This window comes from Bacillus sp. CR71 (genome assembly GCF_003429245.1).
Lineage (GTDB): Bacteria > Bacillota > Bacilli > Bacillales > Bacillaceae_G > Bacillus_A > Bacillus_A thuringiensis_S.
In genome coordinates this window covers 5,580,615-5,601,560 of sequence record NZ_CP031748.1, presented here as the reverse complement: position 1 = coordinate 5,601,560, position 20,946 = coordinate 5,580,615, and the positions used below count along the sequence as shown (strand labels likewise).

The following is a 20,946-nucleotide window of genomic DNA, read 5'->3' as shown; positions in this document are numbered from 1 at the left end:
TCCTCCGTACACATATTTCTTTCCTTTACCATTATAAACAAAAAATGCTCAAAACAGAAAAAATGAAATTTGGATTACATAACTTGAAAATCATGGTAATATATAAAATGTTAATTTCGTATATTACTATATATTTATAGGAGGGGAAGTTGTGTCAGATTTACAAGCGAAGTTTGGTAATGGTATGAACAAGTTGCAAGAGGGAATTGAGCAAGGAAAGATGAAGTTGCAAGTTGCACAAGAGGTTGCACAACTAAAGAAAATTACGCAGGAGAAGTTACAAGCGAAAACTGAAATTTTGTTGGAGCTTGGTCAAACTACATATATGCAACTGCGCAATGATGAAGTTCGAATAGAGGTATTGAAAGGAATTGTAGAACCGGTACAAGAGCTTGATATTGCTATTTATAACATGCGTAAGCAAATTGCTAATTTGCAGAATCAAGGTCAGAAAGGGCAGTGTAGCTGTGGTGGCTCATTATCATTAAATGATAAATTTTGTGGACAGTGCGGGAAAGAAAATGAGTTACTCCTTCAAACAAACAATGTTGAAAATGAATCATGTTCTTCATGTAGTGAACAAATCGCAACAGAAGCTATATTCTGTCCAGTTTGTGGTATGAAGCAAAGTAAGGAGTGAGGAACATGTATTGTAAAACTTGTGGTTTAGAACAGTCTGATGTATCAAATTATTGTACGCATGATGGGTCTAGTACAGGTGGTGTAGCAAGTCATATTATATTAGCGCCTAAAGACTCAAAATATTGCCGAACTTGTGGAGTGGAAAGTAAAGAAACTGCTACATATTGTGAGAAATGCGGCGATTCCTTACTAGTAGGTATTACGAAAAAAGAAATGAAAACGAAATTACCAGACCAGGGTGTACAACTAAATGTGGGTTCATCTGGAATTGCTTTGAAAAAAGGCTTACTTGGTGGTGGTCTGGCAATTATATGCATGTTTTTGGCTGGCTGGATTAGTAGTTTAATTATCGATGCAGCGATGAATGATTTAATGAGAACGATGGTTACAAATACGAACGGTATGCTGGATATGACTACCATTAATCAATCTTTCATTGGCATAGCGCCATTAATTTTAATGTATCATTTAGCGGGTCTTGAAGTCAGTGGAAGTGGTACATACATAATGTCATTTATTCTTCATGTCCCATTGTTCATTTTATTAACTATTCCAGCACTTATATTAGGTGGAATTGGCTTTTTTGTAGAGAAAAAAAACCCGTCTATTGTTTGGCGTGAGAAGCTAGTAACAGCATGTATTATCGGTATTGTATATGGAATTTTCTTATGTGTTATAAGTTTTGTAGCAAGTTCTTCTACGACGATTTCTCAATTCTATGAAACAATGACAATTAATGTTAGTTATTCTCATATTATTAGTTTGTTGTACGGTATTATATTTGGTTTATTATTTAGCTTTATTGGCATGAGTATTGCAGCGGGACCACATCGTATGCTTTCCGCAATTAGTCAAAGTGTTCCATATGCAGCATCTATTTATTATAGTGTAGTGACTGTTTTAAAAGGATTAATCATTACATTTGGTATTATACTTATTACGATTTTATTTAGTAGTTCAAAATCAATGGGACCAATTGATTTCCCTGAGAAAACATATAAAGCATTAATTTCATTAGAAGCAACACCGTATATGTGGAATATGGCTCACTTTGCTCCAACTGCAATTGAATGGGCGAACATGGAGAAAGAAATACAGAACTATCCAGGAGGAAAAGGGCCGTTACATTTATCATATACATCAGGCATATCATTAAATGGTACGTCTTTAAAAGATGTGGCAATTGCTAATGGTGCTTCTGCTAAAGAAATTAAATATATGGATGATTTCAATTCCTACATGCATTGGTGGGGTTTATTAATTTTAATACCATGTATCTTACTATTTAGAGCTGGAATGAAATTAGCTCAATATCCAATGAAAAATATATATGTAACAATTGCGATGTTTAGTGCGGTTTATACTGTGATGATGCTTTGTGTAAATGGATTAGCAAAAATCCAAATCGAAGCTTCAGGTAGTAAGGAAATTATGAAGGAATTTACGGGGATTTCTGGTCCGCTATTATCGATTCAAAGTAGCACGATGTATTTAATAGTAGGTAGCTTTATTCTTTCTTACGTATTAGTGTTTGCTGGGATGAAGTTGGTAAAAAAATAAGGGGGAGAATCGCTTGAAGTTTTGTGGAATATGTAATGAAAAAGTTGCAGACCATTTAAATTTTTGTCCAGAGTGTGGAAGTAAGATAGAAGAAATAGCTGATCAAACAGCTTCTTCTCGTTCAGAAATACAACGGGAAACAAAGCCGGTGAAAAGTAAGAAGAACATATTTTTACTGCTAGGTTTTCTTGTTATTTTTGCTATATTGTTCGGAGCATATAAATTTGGTGCAAGCAAGTTTTCAAAGGAAAAACAAGTAAACGTTATGATTGAGGCGTTTCAAAAGAAAGATGCGAATGCAATTGATGAGTTTGTAAAGGTAGATGATCCGAGCTTAAAGATTAAGGCAGAGGATATTAAGGCATATATCCGTTATTTAAAAGACAACCCTTCATATAATAAAGAGCTGCTGTCTTATTTACAAAGAGAGACAGTGGATCAAAAACTAGCAAGTGATAAAGCATCGTTTAAAGATGGACAAATTATAGAAGACGGAAAAGAATGGTTTTTATATCCGAAGTATAAATTTAGCATAAAATCGTATTATATGAATGTAAGTACAACTGCGAAGAATGCAGAAATATATGTGAATGATAAGAAAGAAGTAGAATTGTCTAATGACAAAACTTCAAAAGAAATTGGTCCATATTTTCCGGGTTCTTACGTTGTAAAGGCAAAAGCAAAGTCAGAGTTAACTGAGTTAGAAACAGAAAAAGAAGTAGATTTAGCAGATGAAAAAAGTGCGAAGGTAGATGTAAATTTATCATTAGAAGGCAATTATGTAACAATTTCCTCTGATGAAAATGATGCAAATGTAGTTGTGAATGGTAAGAAGCGTGGGAAGTTAAGCCGCGGAAGTTATAAACTTGGTCCTGTACCAACAGATGAAACGGTAGAAGTGCATTTAGAGAAAAATGCTGAGTTTGGCTTAATTAAATCAGAAAGCGTTAAAGTTGGAGACCAAAGCACCTATTACTTAAAATTCCCGAAAGAAACATCAAGTTCAGCAGTGGGCGAATTTGTAAAAAATCATATTTATGATAACGTACGTGCAATTTCATTAAATGATTTTAGTTTAATTGAAAATAATTATGATAAGAGCGGGAAATCGTATAAGGAAGACCGTGATTATATACAGTATTTACACAAAAAAGGAATTACAGAAGACTTATTAACGATGGAAGTTCGTAATGTAGAGCGTCAAAGTGATACGAAATATAAAGTAACGACATATGAAGAGTATCATATTCGTTACGGTGATGGATCTGTGAAGTTCAAAAGTTTTAACAACGAACATATTGTAACTGTGAATGGAAATGGAAAGATGTTGTATCATTCTCTTGGTGCAAATAATACGTTGAAATCAGAAGATGTATCTGGTCCAACTCGTTAATATGAGAGAGGCTGTTCAATATTTGAACAGCCTCTTTTTGTAGCTAAATCGATATTTCGTGTCAAACCGTTGATATATCGTAAGTTATGATAGATATAATTGAAAAATTGTTGATATATTGCGATTTATGATAGATATATTCGGAAAATCGTTGATATCTTTTTTTACAATTATGAGTGCGTTTCCTTTAATATCGCTTGTACATATGGATCATGTAATATTTGCTCTATAATTGGTAACATGTTTTGTTCAAATGGAATGTCGATAGGAAATGGCTTTTGAGAGCCTGGTTTTATTCCATATTGCACAATTTTGTAGTGTGTATTTTTTTCTGACTTGAGCACAATTAGCTTATAGCGATTATCATCGCCAGCGAGTGAGAAATCAATAGAAGTAGCGTTATATGTTACTTCATCTTTATATATGTACGGTTTTGGCGTACCAATCCAGTCTATTTTTGCTTGTACATTCATGGGCATAGCCTCCTTATATGTATTATAAATAAATAAAAGCCAGCTCTCAATAAAGAGAACCGGCTTGTAATTTAGCAGTCATTGGTTATTTTAAAATTTTCACTTTAACAGTTTTGCGGCCCCATTTTTGAGCAGCACTATCTGATCCAAGTAAGATATCGATACGGTTACCTTTAATTGCACCACCAGTATCTCCAGCGATAGCTTCTCCGTAACCTTCTACCCATACTTTAGATCCTAATGGGATTACTTTCGGATCAACAGCGATCATTTTCATGTTTGGATTCGCAGTTAAATCATGACCCATTGCAGTTAATACACGGCCGCCATATGTGCCACCGTTTTCGCTCGGATGAGCTGTATATGCTGTAGCTACAACTGTTAACTCACGACCACCAGATGGTTCGCTAGTTTCAGCAGCTTTCACAGCAGGCTTAGCAGCTGGTTTTGCTTGTGCTGCAGGTGTTTGATCCTTAGCTGGTGCTTCAACTTTAGCTTTAGCAGGAGCAGTTGTTTCTTGTTTCTCAATTACAGGTGCTGTACCTGTTAAGAAAGGAACATGAACATAAGCTGTTTTCCCGTTATATTCAAATTGTAACCACTCATTTTGTACTTGGTTCGTTGTTTCGATTACATCGTCTTTCTTCAACTTTCCAAGAATTTCTGAGTTTGTGTTCGCTTCAGCACGTACGTTTAATACGTTAGCTGTTACGTAGTAGATGCTTTTTGTGAACTCTGCACTTACGAATGCGTCTTTACCGTCTAAAGTAACTTTTGACCATCCGTTCTCTGTATTTTGAACATCTATTTTATTACCGTTTAGTAATTTACCGACAACTTTTGATTCAGTAGTAGGGTTTTCGCGTACGTTTAGTACGTCTGTTGTTACAACAGTTTCTGCATTAGCAGATGATGTGAAAATCCCAAGACCAAAAACTGCTGCTGTTGCTATTCCAATTAATTTTTTCATGATAGCCTCCATTGCGTTTGTTTTCGTGTCCTCATTATAGCAACAGATTTTTTCGGATTTGGGGAAAACACACAATTACAAACCATTCGTAATCAGTCGTTAACATCCTGTAATATAACAAAAAATATAGGAAAGCGTTTTTCATTCTATATGACTCATAGGTTGCTGGTTATATTCAAAATATTTAATACAACATATTTTTTTCGACGTAAATAAAAATATTACAGGAATGTTACATGATGTTTACTAAACGATTACATTCCTTGAGTATTTTACCGTTTTATGGGTAATATAGTTATATAAACATAAACATTTTGTTTGTGAAGCTATAAACACGTGCTATATACTAGCAAAAAAACCGCATAATTGTTACAAAACGAAAGGGTTGCAAGGAAGAAATTCGCCCTTTTTTACATATGTAACACATCCTTTTTTAGGAAAATACATTCCTATCCGCGTTTTTCTCACACAATTTGACAGCAGTATTTCTAACTTGTAGCTCTTGCAGAGTGAAAAGGTTATACGAAAGGTAAGGCTGTCTATAAGAATTCGAATTGGTGAAGGTGAAAGTAAGAAAATCACCGCAAAATTATAGTTTTCTATCCGATTTTACATATCGGAATTTATGTTATTTACAAAAGCGAAACCTACGAAGGGGGATTTGATGAGGAAACTGACAAAAACATTCATCGTTTCATTAACATTATGTATTGCATTTACAATTTGGGGGATTATTCCCGAATCTATTATTGGAAAAGGTAGCTTAGGAAATGTAACAACTGCAATTCAAACTGCATTAGTTAGTAAGTTTGGGTGGTTTTATATTATTTCCGTTTCTATTATTTTAGGTGTGTCTATCTTTTTAATTGTTTCGAAATACGGTTCTATTCGTTTAGGTAAAGATGATGACGAACCTGATTATAGTTATATGACATGGTTTGCTATGCTATTTAGTGCTGGTATGGGTATCGGCTTAGTTTTCTGGGGCGTTGCTGAACCATTAAACCATTTGTACGCACCTCCGTTTGGAGAAGGTGCAACTGAGGAAAGTGCGCGCCTTGCATTGCGTTTTTCATTTTTCCATTGGGGATTACATCCTTGGGGACTATATGCGTTTGTAGCGTTATGTATTGCTTATTTTACCTTTAGAAAAGGAAAAGCAAGTACGATTAGTGCGACGGTAGGTCCGTTATTTAAGGGCGGGGAACACGGACGTATTGCTCATTCATTTGATGTGTTAGCTGTTTTCGCAACTGTGTTTGGTGTTGCAACTTCATTAGGTCTCGGTGCAAAACAAATTGCAGGTGGTGTTAGCTATTTAACATCTATTCCGAATTCATTAACGACACAGTTAGTTATTATTGCAATCGTAACAGTTCTTTTCATGTTATCTGCACAAACAGGTCTTGATAAAGGAATTAAATATTTAAGTAATACGAACATTATTTTTGCATTTGCACTTATGATCATTGTATTATTTGCAGGTCCAACAAACTTTATTATGAATTACTTCACTTCAACAATAGGTTCTTATATTCAGGAATTGCCAAGTATGAGTTTCCGTTTAAGTCCATTGGATGAAGGCGGAAATCAATGGATTCAGTCATGGACAATTTTCTATTGGGCATGGTGGATTGCGTGGTCACCGTTCGTAGGTACGTTTATTGCTCGTGTTTCACGAGGTCGTACAATTCGTGAGTTTGTTATCGGTGTGTTACTTGTACCGACCGTAATCGGTGCGCTTTGGTTCTCCGTTTTCGGCGGGACTGGTATTCACATGGAGCTGTTTGGTGATGCACATATCTTTGAAAAAATTAAAGAGATGGGAACAGAAGTAGGATTGTTTGCTATGTTCGATCAGATGGGAAGCTTTGGATCAGCTTTATCTGTTTTAGCGATTCTTCTTATTTCTACATTCTTTATTACATCGGCAGACTCTGCAACATTTGTTTTAGGAATGTTAACGACACATGGTAGTTTAAACCCACCAAATCGTATTAAAATGATTTGGGGTATCGTTCTAGCCGCGATAGCTTCTACCTTATTATATATTGGCGGATTAGAAGCCTTACAAACGGCAGCTATCATTGCAGCATTCCCATTCGTCTTTGTTATTTTCTTTATGATGGCAGCATTATTTAAAGAGTTACAAAAAGAAGGACGTATGAAGCGTCATTAATAATAGAAGGAAAAGAGCTGATTTTATATCAGCTCTTTTTTTATCCCTCTATTTGCTGAGCAGTAAGAACCCCACCTCAAAATTCAGCAAAAGCAAATAAATCGAGCTGCTTGTAAAAGCCCGATTGGTGATGGCTAATGAAAGTTTCACTTTATATAGAAGGAATTTGAAATGCAGGTAGGGGAAATAAAATACTTTACTATATAAGTAGTATGCCCTTTATATGAAGAAAAAACGATAGGTTTCGACAATATTCGATACCTTACGAATTCTATTCGTATTTTTGTCAAAAATATGTCGGAAATGTGTTGTCACTTTTATGTATATGTGCTATATTATTTCCTGTAAGCGATTTCAAATAGTTTTAAAGCGCATTCAAGGGGGACATCTAGAATAATGAAACGTTACGAAAGAAAGTGGAAGCATATTTGTTTGAAACGTGTGGCACATCGTAGTGTCCAAGAAAGCACGGAACCTAAGACTGAAACGCGCAAAGAACAGCAAGAGAAGCAATTGGTTCTACAAAAATAGCAATCACTTTTTCGTATATAAATGAAGGTCGATCGTTCGTTGGGGGATGGACGTGAAATTACTTTCAGCTAAGGGGTATTGTCTGATATATAATTTATACGGCAATAAATAAGCACAGAGCATACGGCGCTCTGTGCTTATTTTTATTTATCTTTTTTAAATCGAACTGTCTTATCCCAGCCGATGACTTGTTTCTTGCTCTTTGCACGTAAATATAAGATTAAGCTGCGAATAAATAAGTACGTAAAGAGCTGTGCATACGTAAAGTACATAATAACGCTAATAAAAATATTAGTCGGTGTAAAGGTTCGTTCGACACTCTGGGCACTAAATAATTGTGAAACATATGTAATATATGCTACATACCACATAAATAGTAGCGGAATGCTATATTGAATTTGGAATATCCCGAGTAGCCCAATTACAAACCAAACGTTTGAAATGATTAGGAATAGCCAAAATACAACATACACTAGAACTTGTTGTAAGGAATGAACGAGCAGTTTTCCTTTAAAGAAACTTAATGACGAGAACATTTTTTCTAAAATGTATAAATTTCCTTGGAGCCAACGTGTACGTTGTTTAATAAGAATTTTTAAATGCTCTGGTTCTTGTTCCCAAGTAACTGATTCTGGGACGATTGGTAAGAGATAACCTTTTTGTGTAATTCGTAATGTTAATTCAGCATCTTCTGCAATTGCATAAGGGTCATAGCCACCAAGCTCTTCTAGTGCAGAGCGACGAAGAAGCATGTTTGTTCCTGTCAGTGAACCCGTTTGGAATAGTAACCAGCGTCCAGATTGCATAAGGAGCTGGAAGATTTGAAATTCTAGCGAAATCATTCGCGTCAGCCAGTTTCTTTTTTCATTTACAGTACGAACGTGTCCAACTGCTCCAACCGCATCTTCAGTTGTTTCAGCGTGCTCTACAAGCATTCGCAGTGCGTGTGGTTCAGGTTGGTTATCTGCATCGTAAACACAGAAGTATTCACCATCTGAAATACTAAGCCCATAGTTTAGTACACGTGATTTACCCTTCGGTTCACCGGAGGGAACACGAATGTGGCGAATATGAGCATAAGCTTTGTCGAAATCATCGCCGATTTCAGGTGTTTCATCTTGAGAGTTATCATTTAATAAATAAATAGTTAGCTTTCCTGGATATTCAATCTTCGCCATCGCCTCTAAAGTATCTTTAATAACGACCCCCTCGTTATGGGCAGGTATGAAAATATCGACGCTAGGATAATGTTCTAGTGTACGATCTTTTCGTTTGCTATTTCGGTGAATTAAACCCGCGATTGTTAAGAAAGAGTAGTAAACGAGTAAGCCAGAGAATAGAAAGGCCGTAAAAATAAGTACATATTTAATTGAAAATGTGATACTGATCCAAAAAACGAGTACGCAAAACAGAAGAAATAAAAGAAGTATAACGAGAGTCATCATAACAATGTCTGTCCTTTGTTTCCAATTTGCTCGCGTGAAATTTTTATATCTTGGATTGCTTCAGCTGCAAGCCATTTTTCTAATTTTGGCTGTAGACGGTTCATTACTATATCTGCACCAGCCTCATTTGTGTTCTGTAATAAAATAACTAATGTACTCTCATCATATTCAGCAGCAAGGTCAAAATCATTCCTTACCGTTTCAACTAATAAGGAAGCTACACGATCCATAACACTTTCCTTCGTATATTTACTAAAGGAAGTGAAATCAAAGTAAACGATAACGCCTGTTTCATTACGACGATTCATTGCAGTCGTTAATAACGCTTGACGTCTCTCGAATTCTTGTCTAGTTAATAATTTTGATTCTCCAATATATTGTTCCAACGTTCTCACACGCTCAGTTAAAGTTTTATTTTCATGAATCACTTTTTTCAATAGGTGAGTTGTTATATATACAATGAAGAAGTTAGCTACCATCAGGAAGTGGGTAATCATATATTGCCATTGATCTGATGTACTCCATAAATGAAGCCATGCTTGATAAAATAAATAAAATACGGAAATAATGGTTCCTAGTATGAAGAAAATAAATGCTGTTTTATCAGCTAAAAATAAGAATAGTACATTTACGATTACGTATATTATTGTAAAAATGAGCGCATGCTCATAATTCGTCACATGTACAGTAGTAAAATAAAATACAATTTGTAGAATCCACATAGAGAGGATTTTATAGAACTTATCTTTCACAAAACTTTCCTCCTTAAAGCTATTTCATCCATAGATACTTGTAGTATGCGCAATTATTAAGAAATTGACTATGTCGTTAAATTCTTTTGAAGGGCAACAACAAGTAGTATCTCTATTTTCATAAGAAAAATAAAAAGACTTAAACATTATTGTATCATAATGTCCTCATATTTGGGGTAAGGTGATTGATAGATACATAAAAGGCGTTTGGAGTGCATGAAAAAAGTCTTCTCTTGGAGAAAGAGAAGACTCTATATAAGTTTATAGGAACATCATACCTGCAACTGCTGCATTTAAGAAGTTAGCTAATGTACCAGCGATAACTGCTTTAATCCCTAATTGTGCAATTTGTTTACGGCGAGTAGGAGCTAGCGTTCCTGTTACACCTAATTGAATTGCAATAGAAGAGAAGTTTGCGAATCCACAGATTGCGAATGTTAAAATTAGATTTGTTTTGTCAGAGAACTCTGCCATATGTGGTCCTAAGTTTGCGTATGCAACGAATTCGTTGATTGCAAGTTTTTGACCGATAAAGCTTGCTGCTTGTACAGCTTCACCTGGAGAAACCCCGATTAAGATTGCAAATGGTGATAATAAGTAACCGAAGATTAAATCAAGGCTAAGTTTAATGTGGAATAAAGACCCAACTAATCCTAATAGACCATTTAATAAAGCGATTAATGCAATGAAAGCCATTAACATTGCTGCTACGTTAATAACAAGTTGCATACCTTCAGATGCACCACGTGCAGCTGCGTCGATAACGTTTGCGTCTTCACGTTCTGTAGAAAGTTCAACGTTATTATCTACTTTTTCTGTCTCTGGCATGATTAGTTTCGCAATTAATAAGCTTGATGGAGCTGCCATAATTGCAGCTGCTAATAAGTGCTCTAACGGAATACCCATTGCTGCATAGCCGACAAGAACTGATCCGGCAACAGCTGTCATACCGCTTACCATAATAGTGAAGAATTCACTATTTGTTAAGCGTGCTAAGTAAGGTTTAATTAAGATTGGAGCTTCAGTTTGTCCTAAAAATACAGTCGTTACTGAGTTTAAGCTTTCTGCTTTAGAAGTTCCAAGAAGTTTACTTAATGCACCACCAACGACGCTAACAAATTTCTGCATAATACCGAAATGATATAAGATTGCTACTAATGAACTAATAAATACGATTGGAAGTAGTGCTTGAATAAAGAATACAAATCCCCAAGGTCCTTTTGCGTTGACTAAATCCCCAGCAACGAACTTAATTCCCTCGTAAGAAAAATTAATTAATCCTTGAACACCGTCAGCAGCGTGTTTTAAACCTGCTTTACCAGCATCCCATCGTAATACGATAAATGAAAATGACATTTGTAATGCTAGCGCAATTAAAATTGTGCGCCAATTAATAGCTTTGCGGTTGGAAGATAGTAAGAAAGCAATTGCTAATACTCCAATCACGCCGCCAATTCCCCATAAAAGATTCATGCAGTGTATGCTCCTTCCTCATAGTAAAAAACAGTGTATAAACCAGTTGTCTATACATTTACGAATATAACATCTTAAGTAACTTATCATAATGGACATCGGAGGTCAAACGTCTAATGAAAAGTTTAAATAAAAAGAAAATTCTTCAAAAAAACACATATAAAATAAATAGACATGAAATAGGTTATGTTTTTTATGAAAATATATACATTATGATAACGTTATGCATTGTTTTTGCAGAATAAAGTGTATGAAATAGAAGAATGGATACATTATTTTTGTAGAGAGAAACTAGGGGAAAGGGAGTAATGTGTTGAACTCGTAACAAAAAAGCCTTCTAGTAAACTAGAAGGCTTTGAAACTATTAATTAAGGTGCTTTCGTGTATCCTAAGAAGTGGCTCTTCCAATAAGAGTTACTTAATGAAGCGATTGCTACACCTTTATCTCCAGCTTGGATAAATGATCCGCCCCCAAGGTAAATACCCATGTGAGAAGGACCAGATTTATAAGTGTTTTGGAAATAAATTAAGTCACCAGGTTGTGGACTTGAAGTTTTTGGTAGGCTACTCCAATATCCCGCAACACTTTGACGGCTAATGTTATGACCAGATTTCTTAAATACATGGTAGATGTAGCCACTGCAGTCTACGCCGTTAGCAGAAGTTCCGCCCCAAACGTATGGTACACCTTGCATTGATTTTGCATATGCAAGTACGGAAGAACTGTCGCCACTATTATTGCCTGTATTATTATTGTTGTTATTGTTTTGATTGTTATTTTGGTTATTGTTAGGCTTATTATCTACTGCGCCTCCAACTGGTGTTTTAGATAGGTAACGTGTTCCGATATAACCAGTTTGACCGTTGTAGTTAATTTTGCTCCATCCAGAGTTTTCAGAGATTACTTGAACCTTCTGTCCTTGTGGAAGTGCACCTATGATTCTATAATTTGTACCTTCGCCGCTACGTACATTTAGTGCAGAAGCATTAATGTAGTAGTCGCCAATTGCACCTTGGTTAGGTTTTTCAGGTTGTTTTGGTTGCTCAGGAGTAGTAGTACCACCTTTAACGAATTTTACAAATTCGCTACTAACAAAGCCTGTTTTTCCTTGGTAATTTACTTTAAACCAACCGTTTTCAGATCCAACTACGTTTAATGTTGTACCGTTTAAAACACCACCAATTACACTATGGTAAGCAGCAGGGCCTGTACGAACACGTAAAGATGTAGCGTTAACCACGTAAGAACCGCCAGTTTGAATAGTTCCATTATTATTGTTTTGCTCTTGTTTGTTGCCTTCTGTAACGTTTTCGTTAGAACCGCCTTTTGTTACGTAGTCTTTGCTTATATAAGCAGTTTGTCCTGCGTAATTGATTTTGAACCAATCTTGAACTTCGCCAACAACTTGTACTACTTGTCCTTTTGTAACAGAACCTACAGTTGTGTGAGAAGTACTAGGACCTGTACGAACACGAAGGGAAGATACATTTACTGTATAGTTTCCGCTTGCTGGTTTTACTTCTTGGTTGTTATTGTTATTATTCGTATTGTTGTTTGAAGAACCCGCATTAGAAGAAACGCCAGATACGAATTCGCCACTTACATAACCTACTTGTCCATTATGGTTAATTTTCACCCAACCATTTTCTTGTCCAATTACGTTTAATGTTTGTCCTGCATATACACGTCCAGAAACAGAACTAGAAGTGTTAGGAGCTGTACGTACACGTAATACATCAGCAGTAACTTTATTGTTTCCGCCTGTGCTTACATTGTTGTTTGTTGCTCCACTTTTTGATACAAATTCGCCACTAACAAAGCCTGTTTTTCCGTTAATGTTAATTTTGAACCAACCATTTTCTTCGCCAATCACGTTTAGTGATTGACCGTTATAAACGCGTGAGATGATGTCGTGAGAAGTGCTTGATCCCGCACGAACATGTAATACGCTCGCGTTTACCTTATAAGATGAGTCGTTTGATGCAGAAGCTTGGACAGTTGTAGCAGCTTTTTGTGTATTTTGTTCAGGTGCAGCTTGAACACTATCAAGTGTAGGTGCTGCTCCTCCTGCTACAGACACTGCCGCAAGACCGGCAAGATACTTTTTCATAATTTGTCGATTCCTTTCTGTCTGTAATGTAGTGAAGAAATATTTACCAACTGTTAAAAATTCTAAAGAGCATGTCGATTACTGTCAAGACTTATGTAGGAATCTGAATATGACAAAAAGATTACAAAAAAAAATCAAGGCATAAATTTACACCTTGATTTCCATTTAAATGTATATATTGAATATGAAAGGACAGAAATTATTCGTGTTTAAGAAGATGCCATATTGGATTGTAACAAGATTTGATTAAAAGATTTTTGCAGTTTTTTGGTGATAGGCCCAACTTGCCCATCTTGAATCGCGGTTCCATCAAGGTGGGTCATTGGTAAAATTTCAATCGTTGTGCCTGTAAAAAAGCATTCATCTGCTTGATAAACGTCACGAACGCTGAAAAGTTCTTCCTGTACAGGAATGTGAAGAGTATTCGCTAAAGAAAGGACATATTGACGAATAATGCCATTTAGAATAAGGTGATTGGCTGGATGTGTGTAAAGAGTTCTGTTTTTAATTAAAAAGAAGTTGGAATGGCTTCCTTCCGTTACGATACCATTCCTTATGAGAAGTGCCTCTTTACAGCCTTTACGTTCAGCTTTCGTAGCAGCTAGTACGTTTGGTAATAAATTTAATGATTTAATGTCACAGCGTAGCCATCGAGTATCGGGTTCTGATATAGCGCGTATACCATATTCAATCCATAATGCTGGTCTTTCTTTTTTTGTAATATAGGCATAAATTGTCGGAGGGGTGTCATATGAAAATACATGTGTGCGAGCTTGTACACCGCGAGATACTTGCAAATAAATTGTGCCATCTTCGTGGAAATGGTTTCGTTCAATTAATTTGTAAAGTAAAGTGATGAGTTCAGCTTTTGAGAAAGGGAGCGATAATTCTACTTCTTCCATGGATCGATATAATCTTGTTATGTGCGGATCTAATAAGTGAAAGTTCCCTTTATATAGGCGAATAACCTCGTAGACACCATCTCCGAATTGCAAACCTCTTTCTTCAAGTTCTATGTACGTTTGTTGTTTTGTTGTATCAATAACTTCATCATTCCAAAGTACAAATTTTTCGTATGCCAATTTCCGTCCCATCCTTTCGTAAGTACGTAAATAACGTGAAACTTTCATTCCTGCGAGATAAAAATCACTATAGTAATTTTTATGTAAGCAATTCTCTATATATGACCGTATATGTATTTGTAAATCATAGAGAAGTAAGGACGATTTCCCCCGCATTAACGGGCTGATTAAAGTTTCACTTTACAGCATTTTGTATATACAAATTCGAAAATAAGAAATGAGAATCCTGCTTTTAAATAAAAAAAAGCAACATTCTTATGGAATGCTGCACAAGGAGGGTAGCTATCTTTCATAGGGACATTGTCTCGTTGAATGCTTTGTGTATGGAAACAAAACATGTTGAAAGACAATTATAAGAAAGTAGAAACAAGAGATTTACACATTTCTTTAAGGGATCTTACGAAAGATGAGAGGTAAGAAATATGTAGAACCTTGTTTACATATTTTATTATAGAGATTCTTCATTAACCCTATGTGAATATTTGGTAAAGGTTATGTAATTTTAAAGTTAATGAATATAAGCAGTTGTATGGAAGAAAATAAAAAAAGAGGCTGAGATTACTCAGCGCTCTTCTTTTCTTCTTTAATAGCTGTTTTTACTTCACCAGTTTTGATCTTATTACTTTCAGAGAAGCGAAGTAAGTCACCTTCAATGATTTTATCAGACATGTGCAATTCATTTTGGGCACGATCAATTAGTGGTTGAGATTCTTCTTTCGGTAATTGTACAACTTCGCCAGTAGCACGGTCGTAGAATGTACTGTTTGTGTACATGTATTTATCTGTAATGAAGCTACCGTCACGAAGAACAACAAATCCTTTATTATCAGGTGAGAATACATCATGACCGAATCGAACGTCATTTGTAGAATCTACACCAAGTAAGTTTAGAATAGTTGGTTTAATATCAATTTCACCAGTTGGTTTCGAAATTGTTTTACCTTCTTTTTGACCTGGAACGTGAATAAACATCGGTGTTTTTTGTAAGTTCATATGGTCAAATGCAGTGATTTCTTCTTTTCCTAAGAACTGTGCCATTGCACGGTTATGGTTTTCAGAAATACCGTAGTGATCACCGTAGAATACGATTACTGAGTTGTCGTAAATACCTTCTGCTTTTAGACGCTCAATAAAGTGTTTCATTGCTTCGTCTAAGTAACGAGCAGTTACCATGTAACGGTCAAATACTCCATCACCAGAATTATATTCGTCGATTAATTTTGTACTGTCATCGTAAGTGAATGGGTAATGATTCGTTAAAGTAAGGAAGCGAGTATAGAATGGTTGCTTCACTTCTTTCAACATATCAATAGATTGATCGAAGTATTCGATATCTTTTAATCCCCAGTTTAATTTTGTTTCCGGCGTAATCTTGTAATCAAGCTCGTTGTAGTAACGATCATAACCAAGTGCTGGATACATAATGTTACGGTTCCAGAATGTTGCGTTGTTTGCATGGAATACCGACGTGTGATACCCTTGCTGACGTAAAATTTCTGGAGTTGCTGTATATTCATTGTTACCGTGTGTGAAGAATACAGCACCGCGGTCTAGTGGATATAAAGAAGTATCTACTAGGAATTCAGCATCAGATGTTTTACCTTGCCCAGTTTGATGGAAGAAGTTATCAAAGTAATAACTTTCTTTCGTAAATTGGTTTAAGAACGGTGTAACTTCTTGTCCGTTAACTGTTGCGCCAATTAAGAATGTTTGTAATGACTCAAGAGAGACAACAATTACGTTTTTCCCTTTTGCAGTACCGAACATATTTGGATCTGGTTTACTTTGTGTTGTTTTCACGTAGTTTTCTGTTTCTTGTAATTTACTACCGTCAGCGAATGCTTTTTGTGAACTTGATTTCGCTTGTAAGCCAAGATCGTATACTTGGTGTACATATAATCCTAAGTTTTTAACAAGCATAACGCGGTCGAATGAACGTGTTAATAGTTCTGGGCGTTCAGCTTCTGCAAGTCCTAAGTTTGCGAAGAAAATAGCAACTGTTGATACGAAGTATAGAGAACGCATCGGGCGTGCTACACGCTCTGTAGGTGCAAAGTTTTTCATTTTCTTCAATAGAACGAAGAATACGATAATGTCTGCGAATGCAAGAATAATTTTGTAGTTAAATAATTCTTTCACACTAGAACCTAAACTTCCGAAGTTAGATGTTTGTCCGAGTACTGGTAAAGTAACGAAGTCATTGTAGAATCCGTAGAACATTACGTTACCAACAAGAACGATTGTTAAGACAAAGTTAATTCCAAGTGCTATATAGTTACGTTTTTTCCCTTTTGCAAATAATGCAAGACCAACAAGCAGTAATGATGCTGCTAATGGGCTAAGGAATAAAATGAATTCTTGCATGAAAGATTCAAGTTTTAAATCAAAGCTTGTGCGTGTAATAATGTAAGTTTTCAGCCATAAGGCTAAAGCTACGAATACAGTGAAACGCACATTTTGAAATTGCGATTTCAAGGTTTCTTTCATTCATTTCCACCCTTTCTCTATCAGGCTTGGTCGATTTTGGAGCGAAAAATGCTAAAATAAAAAATACATAGTTTTCTTGGCCATAATTAAAGGTTCTATATTCACCCATATACGACTATAACTATGCATACCCTTTTGGTTTCTTTTGTTGCTCATAAGCATAACGTCATTTCTGTATTATACAACAAAATTCATTTCTGAGAAACACTATAACATTTTACATTTTTTGTATAAGGTTTGTCACTACCAGAGAAAACTTTAACATTCGTTTATATGTCCGTCAACTAGAAAATATAACAAAGATAGAGCAGAATGTTAAGTGGAAGTGAAAATTTCTTTGTTGAGAAATAAGAAACGAAGGTGGATAAGGGTTATCTAGAAATCTATTATATGAAGGAAATTGTGTAAAAATTAACGAACACTTGTTCTTTTTTGGTTTATTTGTTACAATGAAAGTTCATTGATAGGTTTTGTGTAATTTCCATGAACTTTTACTGATAACATATTGTAGCTTATTTCTTTTTAAAAATAGGGAGGCTTTTACATGAAACAAAAATTTTCAGTTGAAGCGTTTTGGAAGAAAGTAAAACATGTTGCAAAGCAAGCAGGGCAGTCGGTCATTTATACAAGTTTATTACTGTTTTACGTTTTGCAAAGACCCGATGTTCCAAAACGAGTGAAAATTATTGTAATTGGAGCACTTGCTTATTTTATTGCACCGATTGATGCGATTCCAGATTTCATTGCTGGAATTGGCTATACGGATGATTTAGGGGCGTTAACGGCCGCACTAATACAGGTGTCGTTATACGTCAATGAAGATGTGAAAGATAAGGCACGAGTGAAGTTGGCAGAATGGTTTGGTTCGGATATAGACACAACATTTATCGATCAGAAATTAGGTCAATAGGTGAAATCTGTCATAAGGTGACAGGACGAACGTAAGCGAGGAAGTGCATTATGCCATCAGGAAGAACGCATACGAAAATAAACTTAATATCCCTTCCGGTTGTTTTGTTTTTGCTCTTTTCGTATGGATTAACAAATTTTGATTTTTTATTAACTTTTGCAATTGGTTTTTTAGTAGGTACTTCATTTTTAACACCAGATTTAGATACGTACAGTAATGCTTATAACAAATGGGGTTTCTTACGTATATTTTGGTATCCTTATAAGAAAGTAATGCCACATCGATCTTTCTTTACGCATACGATTATACTTGGTGATGTGATTCGTATTGCGTACATGTTAATCGTCTTTTCTCCATTTTTATTCCTATTAAATGTAATCGCACTGGATGGTAATTTAATAGAAATTGCGAAGAAACATGAGGTTGAAATTGTAACGTTCTTAATGGGAATTGTTGTGGCAAGTACGCTCCACATTATAGCGGATAAGGTGAATACGCGCCGAAAGAAAATGATGAGAAAAAAGAAGAAACGCAGAAGATAAAGTAACTAATCGGGAAAAGGACCCTTGCAATTTGCAAGGGTCCTTTTTTAAACAAACGTTTGTTTAAAATTAAGCTTTCAGTACTTTAATTCCTTTTACAATGTTCCAGATGAAGTAGTATAAGCTGATGATTCCGCAAATAGCTAAGACAATCATTGCTCCAATTCCAAGTGTTACATCTGGTTGGTCAGATCCTATGCCCATAATTCCTAAAATGGTTAAGCCGATAAATGTAGCGATACTTGGAATGATGTGTGTCCATAGAGCACGTTTTGCGTGTGGCTTTGTTTCAGCGTCTCCTACAATCCAAACGATAATAGGGAATAAGATAGGGGCAAATAGTACACTAAAGTATGATAACGCAGCTAATATTTTATTTCCGTTCATATATATCACCTCATGAATAATGTCTGTTGTTATACTATTATTATGCAATAATTTAGTTAAGCTTTCTATCGATGAACATTACAAGAACATGACGATTTTGTAAGATTTTTTTGTTAAATGATAAAATTTTCAAAAAAATCTTTTTTAATGGAAATTGTTATGGTACAGTATAAATGGAAGTTGTTGAAAACGTTTTCTTAAACGTTTTTTATTTTTAGGCTTAAAGGTATGATGACCTGATAGTCTATTGATAAGATTGTATTTATTTAAAAGGGGATTCTTTAGGGGGAGAGGACAATGAACACATGGACACAAGTTTATGATCCGTTCGGTAATATTTGGATTTCAGCAGCAGTAGCACTTATTCCGATTATCTTTTTTTTCTTAGCTTTAGCGGTTTTTCGCATGAAGGGGTATGTGGCAGGATTTATTACAGTTGTACTTACAGTTTTAGTAGCATTATTCGCTTATAAAATGCCGTTCACGATGGCAATGGCAGCAACCGGGTACGGTTTTTTGTACGGGTTATGGCCAATTGCTTGGATTATCATTATGTCGGTATTTTTATATAAAATTTCTGTAAAAACAGGTCAATTCGATGTGATTCGTGCATCGGTATTATCGATTACGAACGATCATCGTTTACTCGTTATTTTAATTGGATTTTCATTCGGAGCATTTTTAGAAGGAGCGGCAGGGTTTGGAGCGCCAGTAGCGATTACAGCAGCGCTTCTTGCTGGTCTTGGGTTAAATCCTTTATACGCAGCAGGTCTTTGTTTAATTGCAAATACTGCACCAGTGGCGTTCGGAGCGATGGGAATTCCGATTACAGTTGCTGGACAAGTAACAGGTATTGATCCACATAAAATTGGACAAATGGCTGGGCATCAATTACCGTTCCTATCATTATTTGTTCCATTCTTTATCGTATTTTTAATGGATGGATTTAAAGGGGTAAGACAAACGTGGCCTGCGTTACTTGTAGCAGGTAGTTCATTTGCGATTACGCAGTTCATTACAGCGACGTTCTTAGGACCGGAACTTCCGGATATTACGTCAGCACTTGTAAGTTTAGTGAGTTTAGCACTGTTCTTAAAAGTTTGGCAGCCGAAAGAAATTTATCAATCCGGGCAAGCAAATAATGAGGTAGCAGCAACAACGACAGCAGCATCGATGCCGAAATTAACGTTTGGAAAAGTAGTGAAGGCATGGTCCCCATTTATCGTATTAACGGTTATGGTAGTCATTTGGAGCCAAAATTTCTTTAAGGCATTATTTGCTCCAGGAGGGGCTTTAGAAAGTCTTGTATTTAAGTTTGAAATTCCAGGTCTGCATAATCTAGTAATGAAAGCAGAGCCAATTGTAAATAAACCAACGCCTTACGAGGCAATTCTAAAGTTTGATGTATTATCGGCAACTGGAACAGCGATTTTAATTGCTTGTATCATTTCCATGTTTATTTTGAAAATGAATGTAAAAGATGCAGTAGTGACATTTAAAGAAACGTTAAACGAATTAAAAATGCCAATTCTATCTATCGGATTTGTACTAGGGTTTGCATTTATCGCAAACTATTCTGGCCTATCTTCTACGTTAGCGTTAGCATTAGCTGGAACAGGCGGACTATTCCCGTTCTTCTCACCATTCTTAGGCTGGATTGGCGTATTCCTAACAGGGTCTGATACGTCTGCGAATGCACTGTTCTCGAATTTACAAGCCATTACAGCGCAGCAAGTCGGCGTATCTGAAGTGCTTCTCGTTGCAGCAAATACAACAGGCGGTGTAACAGGTAAAATGATTTCCCCGCAGTCGATTGCCATCGCTTGTGCAGCAGTTGGTCTTGCTGGAAAAGAATCGGATTTGTTCCGTTTTACAGTGAAGCATAGTTTATTCTTCGTAATTATTGTTGGTATTATGACGTATGTACAGGCATATTATTTAACGTGGATGATTCCATAAAAAACAAAAGAAATAAACTTTGAATTTTTCAGATTATAGTGTATGATGGG

Annotated in this window: 16 protein-coding genes; 7 read left to right on the top strand and 9 right to left on the bottom strand. The window is 35.7% G+C overall.

Features of this window, described 5'->3' with window-relative positions:
• The first annotated feature begins 151 nt into the window (after positions 1-151).
• From DOS87_RS28405 to DOS87_RS28395, 3 genes are read left to right on the top strand one after another with little or no spacing between them, the layout of a single operon-like run.
• On the top strand, positions 152-640 hold the full coding sequence (locus DOS87_RS28405) for a zinc ribbon domain-containing protein (RefSeq protein ID WP_001281736.1): 489 nt from the start codon (positions 152-154) through the stop codon (positions 638-640).
• Between the two features lie 5 nt (positions 641-645).
• Positions 646-2,202, top strand: coding sequence for a zinc ribbon domain-containing protein (locus DOS87_RS28400; protein ID WP_016078175.1), 1,557 nt, complete (start codon positions 646-648; stop codon positions 2,200-2,202).
• A 13-nt stretch (positions 2,203-2,215) separates the two neighbouring features.
• Entirely contained in the window at positions 2,216-3,595 is a 1,380-nt protein-coding gene (locus DOS87_RS28395; protein WP_208730163.1) for a zinc ribbon domain-containing protein, read from the top strand.
• A 170-nt stretch (positions 3,596-3,765) separates the two neighbouring features.
• On the opposite strand, the gene DOS87_RS28390 is transcribed toward DOS87_RS28395, so the two are convergent.
• Together DOS87_RS28390 and DOS87_RS28385 are read right to left on the bottom strand one after the other, a co-directional pair.
• The gene (locus DOS87_RS28390; protein WP_001102514.1) at positions 3,766-4,068 is read right to left on the bottom strand and encodes a DUF3910 family protein; all 303 of its coding nucleotides are present in this window, start codon (positions 4,066-4,068) and stop codon (positions 3,766-3,768) included.
• 85 nt (positions 4,069-4,153) lie between these two features.
• Positions 4,154-5,038: a cell wall-binding protein EntA gene (locus DOS87_RS28385; RefSeq protein WP_086389724.1), complete on the bottom strand. Its 885-nt coding sequence runs from the start codon at positions 5,036-5,038 to the stop codon at positions 4,154-4,156.
• A gap of 664 nt (positions 5,039-5,702) precedes the next feature.
• Here DOS87_RS28385 and opuD point away from each other — a divergent pair.
• On the top strand, positions 5,703-7,217 hold the full coding sequence (gene opuD / locus DOS87_RS28380; protein WP_001230116.1) for a glycine betaine transporter OpuD: 1,515 nt from the start codon (positions 5,703-5,705) through the stop codon (positions 7,215-7,217).
• Positions 7,218-7,891: 674 nt separating this feature from the next.
• Here the strand turns inward: opuD and DOS87_RS28375 are convergent.
• From DOS87_RS28375 to DOS87_RS28350, 6 genes are all read right to left on the bottom strand, one after another.
• Positions 7,892-9,193 (bottom strand): glycosyltransferase family 2 protein, encoded by a 1,302-nt coding sequence (locus DOS87_RS28375; RefSeq protein WP_000988755.1) that lies wholly within the window; start codon positions 9,191-9,193, stop codon positions 7,892-7,894.
• Positions 9,190-9,945 (bottom strand): nucleotidyl cyclase domain-containing protein, encoded by a 756-nt coding sequence (locus DOS87_RS28370; protein ID WP_000653230.1) that lies wholly within the window; start codon positions 9,943-9,945, stop codon positions 9,190-9,192. The genes DOS87_RS28375 and DOS87_RS28370 overlap by 4 nt, the downstream gene beginning before the upstream one ends.
• A 261-nt stretch (positions 9,946-10,206) precedes the next feature.
• Positions 10,207-11,418, bottom strand: a complete 1,212-nt coding sequence (locus DOS87_RS28365) for a NupC/NupG family nucleoside CNT transporter (RefSeq protein WP_001051018.1) — start codon at positions 11,416-11,418, stop codon at positions 10,207-10,209.
• A gap of 368 nt (positions 11,419-11,786) precedes the next feature.
• Positions 11,787-13,529, bottom strand: coding sequence for a C40 family peptidase (locus tag DOS87_RS28360; RefSeq protein WP_086389727.1), 1,743 nt, complete (start codon positions 13,527-13,529; stop codon positions 11,787-11,789).
• A 209-nt stretch (positions 13,530-13,738) separates the two neighbouring features.
• Positions 13,739-14,623 carry a D-amino-acid transaminase gene (locus DOS87_RS28355; RefSeq protein WP_079997269.1) on the bottom strand — a complete coding sequence of 295 codons (885 nt, stop codon included), beginning with the start codon at positions 14,621-14,623 and terminating at the stop codon, positions 13,739-13,741.
• 546 nt (positions 14,624-15,169) lie between these two features.
• Positions 15,170-17,098, bottom strand: a complete 1,929-nt coding sequence (locus DOS87_RS28350; protein WP_000665344.1) for an LTA synthase family protein — start codon at positions 17,096-17,098, stop codon at positions 15,170-15,172.
• Positions 17,099-17,642: 544 nt separating this feature from the next.
• Between DOS87_RS28350 and DOS87_RS28345 the strand changes: the two genes are divergently transcribed.
• Positions 17,643-18,008 carry a YkvA family protein gene (locus DOS87_RS28345; protein WP_000810378.1) on the top strand — a complete coding sequence of 122 codons (366 nt, stop codon included), beginning with the start codon at positions 17,643-17,645 and terminating at the stop codon, positions 18,006-18,008.
• 50 nt (positions 18,009-18,058) lie between these two features.
• The gene (locus DOS87_RS28340) at positions 18,059-18,550 is read left to right on the top strand and encodes a metal-binding protein (RefSeq protein ID WP_001139059.1); all 492 of its coding nucleotides are present in this window, start codon (positions 18,059-18,061) and stop codon (positions 18,548-18,550) included.
• 69 nt (positions 18,551-18,619) lie between these two features.
• On the opposite strand, the gene DOS87_RS28335 is transcribed toward DOS87_RS28340, so the two are convergent.
• On the bottom strand, positions 18,620-18,937 hold the full coding sequence (locus DOS87_RS28335; RefSeq protein WP_001014091.1) for a magnetosome magnetite crystal formation protein family: 318 nt from the start codon (positions 18,935-18,937) through the stop codon (positions 18,620-18,622).
• Positions 18,938-19,234: 297 nt separating this feature from the next.
• On the opposite strand from DOS87_RS28335, the gene lldP reads away from it, so the two are divergent.
• On the top strand, positions 19,235-20,896 hold the full coding sequence (lldP, locus tag DOS87_RS28330; protein WP_001099345.1) for an L-lactate permease: 1,662 nt from the start codon (positions 19,235-19,237) through the stop codon (positions 20,894-20,896).
• The last annotated feature ends 50 nt before the right edge of the window (positions 20,897-20,946 follow it).

Bases quoted from the DNA above. Each gene is read 5' to 3' on its own strand.
- DOS87_RS28345 (WP_000810378.1), top strand. From the start codon at position 17,643: ATGAAACAAAAATTTTCAGTTGAAGCGTTTTGGAAGAAAGTAAAACAT.
- lldP (WP_001099345.1), top strand. From the start codon at position 19,235: ATGAACACATGGACACAAGTTTATGATCCGTTCGGTAATATTTGGATT.
- DOS87_RS28375 (WP_000988755.1), bottom strand. From the start codon at position 9,193: ATGATGACTCTCGTTATACTTCTTTTATTTCTTCTGTTTTGCGTACTC.
- DOS87_RS28355 (WP_079997269.1), bottom strand. From the start codon at position 14,623: ATGGGACGGAAATTGGCATACGAAAAATTTGTACTTTGGAATGATGAA.
- DOS87_RS28340 (WP_001139059.1), top strand. From the start codon at position 18,059: ATGCCATCAGGAAGAACGCATACGAAAATAAACTTAATATCCCTTCCG.
- DOS87_RS28365 (WP_001051018.1), bottom strand. From the start codon at position 11,418: ATGAATCTTTTATGGGGAATTGGCGGCGTGATTGGAGTATTAGCAATT.
- DOS87_RS28360 (WP_086389727.1), bottom strand. From the start codon at position 13,529: ATGAAAAAGTATCTTGCCGGTCTTGCGGCAGTGTCTGTAGCAGGAGGA.
- DOS87_RS28350 (WP_000665344.1), bottom strand. From the start codon at position 17,098: ATGAAAGAAACCTTGAAATCGCAATTTCAAAATGTGCGTTTCACTGTA.
- opuD (WP_001230116.1), top strand. From the start codon at position 5,703: ATGAGGAAACTGACAAAAACATTCATCGTTTCATTAACATTATGTATT.
- DOS87_RS28400 (WP_016078175.1), top strand. From the start codon at position 646: ATGTATTGTAAAACTTGTGGTTTAGAACAGTCTGATGTATCAAATTAT.
- DOS87_RS28390 (WP_001102514.1), bottom strand. From the start codon at position 4,068: ATGAATGTACAAGCAAAAATAGACTGGATTGGTACGCCAAAACCGTAC.
- DOS87_RS28335 (WP_001014091.1), bottom strand. From the start codon at position 18,937: ATGAACGGAAATAAAATATTAGCTGCGTTATCATACTTTAGTGTACTA.
- DOS87_RS28385 (WP_086389724.1), bottom strand. From the start codon at position 5,038: ATGAAAAAATTAATTGGAATAGCAACAGCAGCAGTTTTTGGTCTTGGG.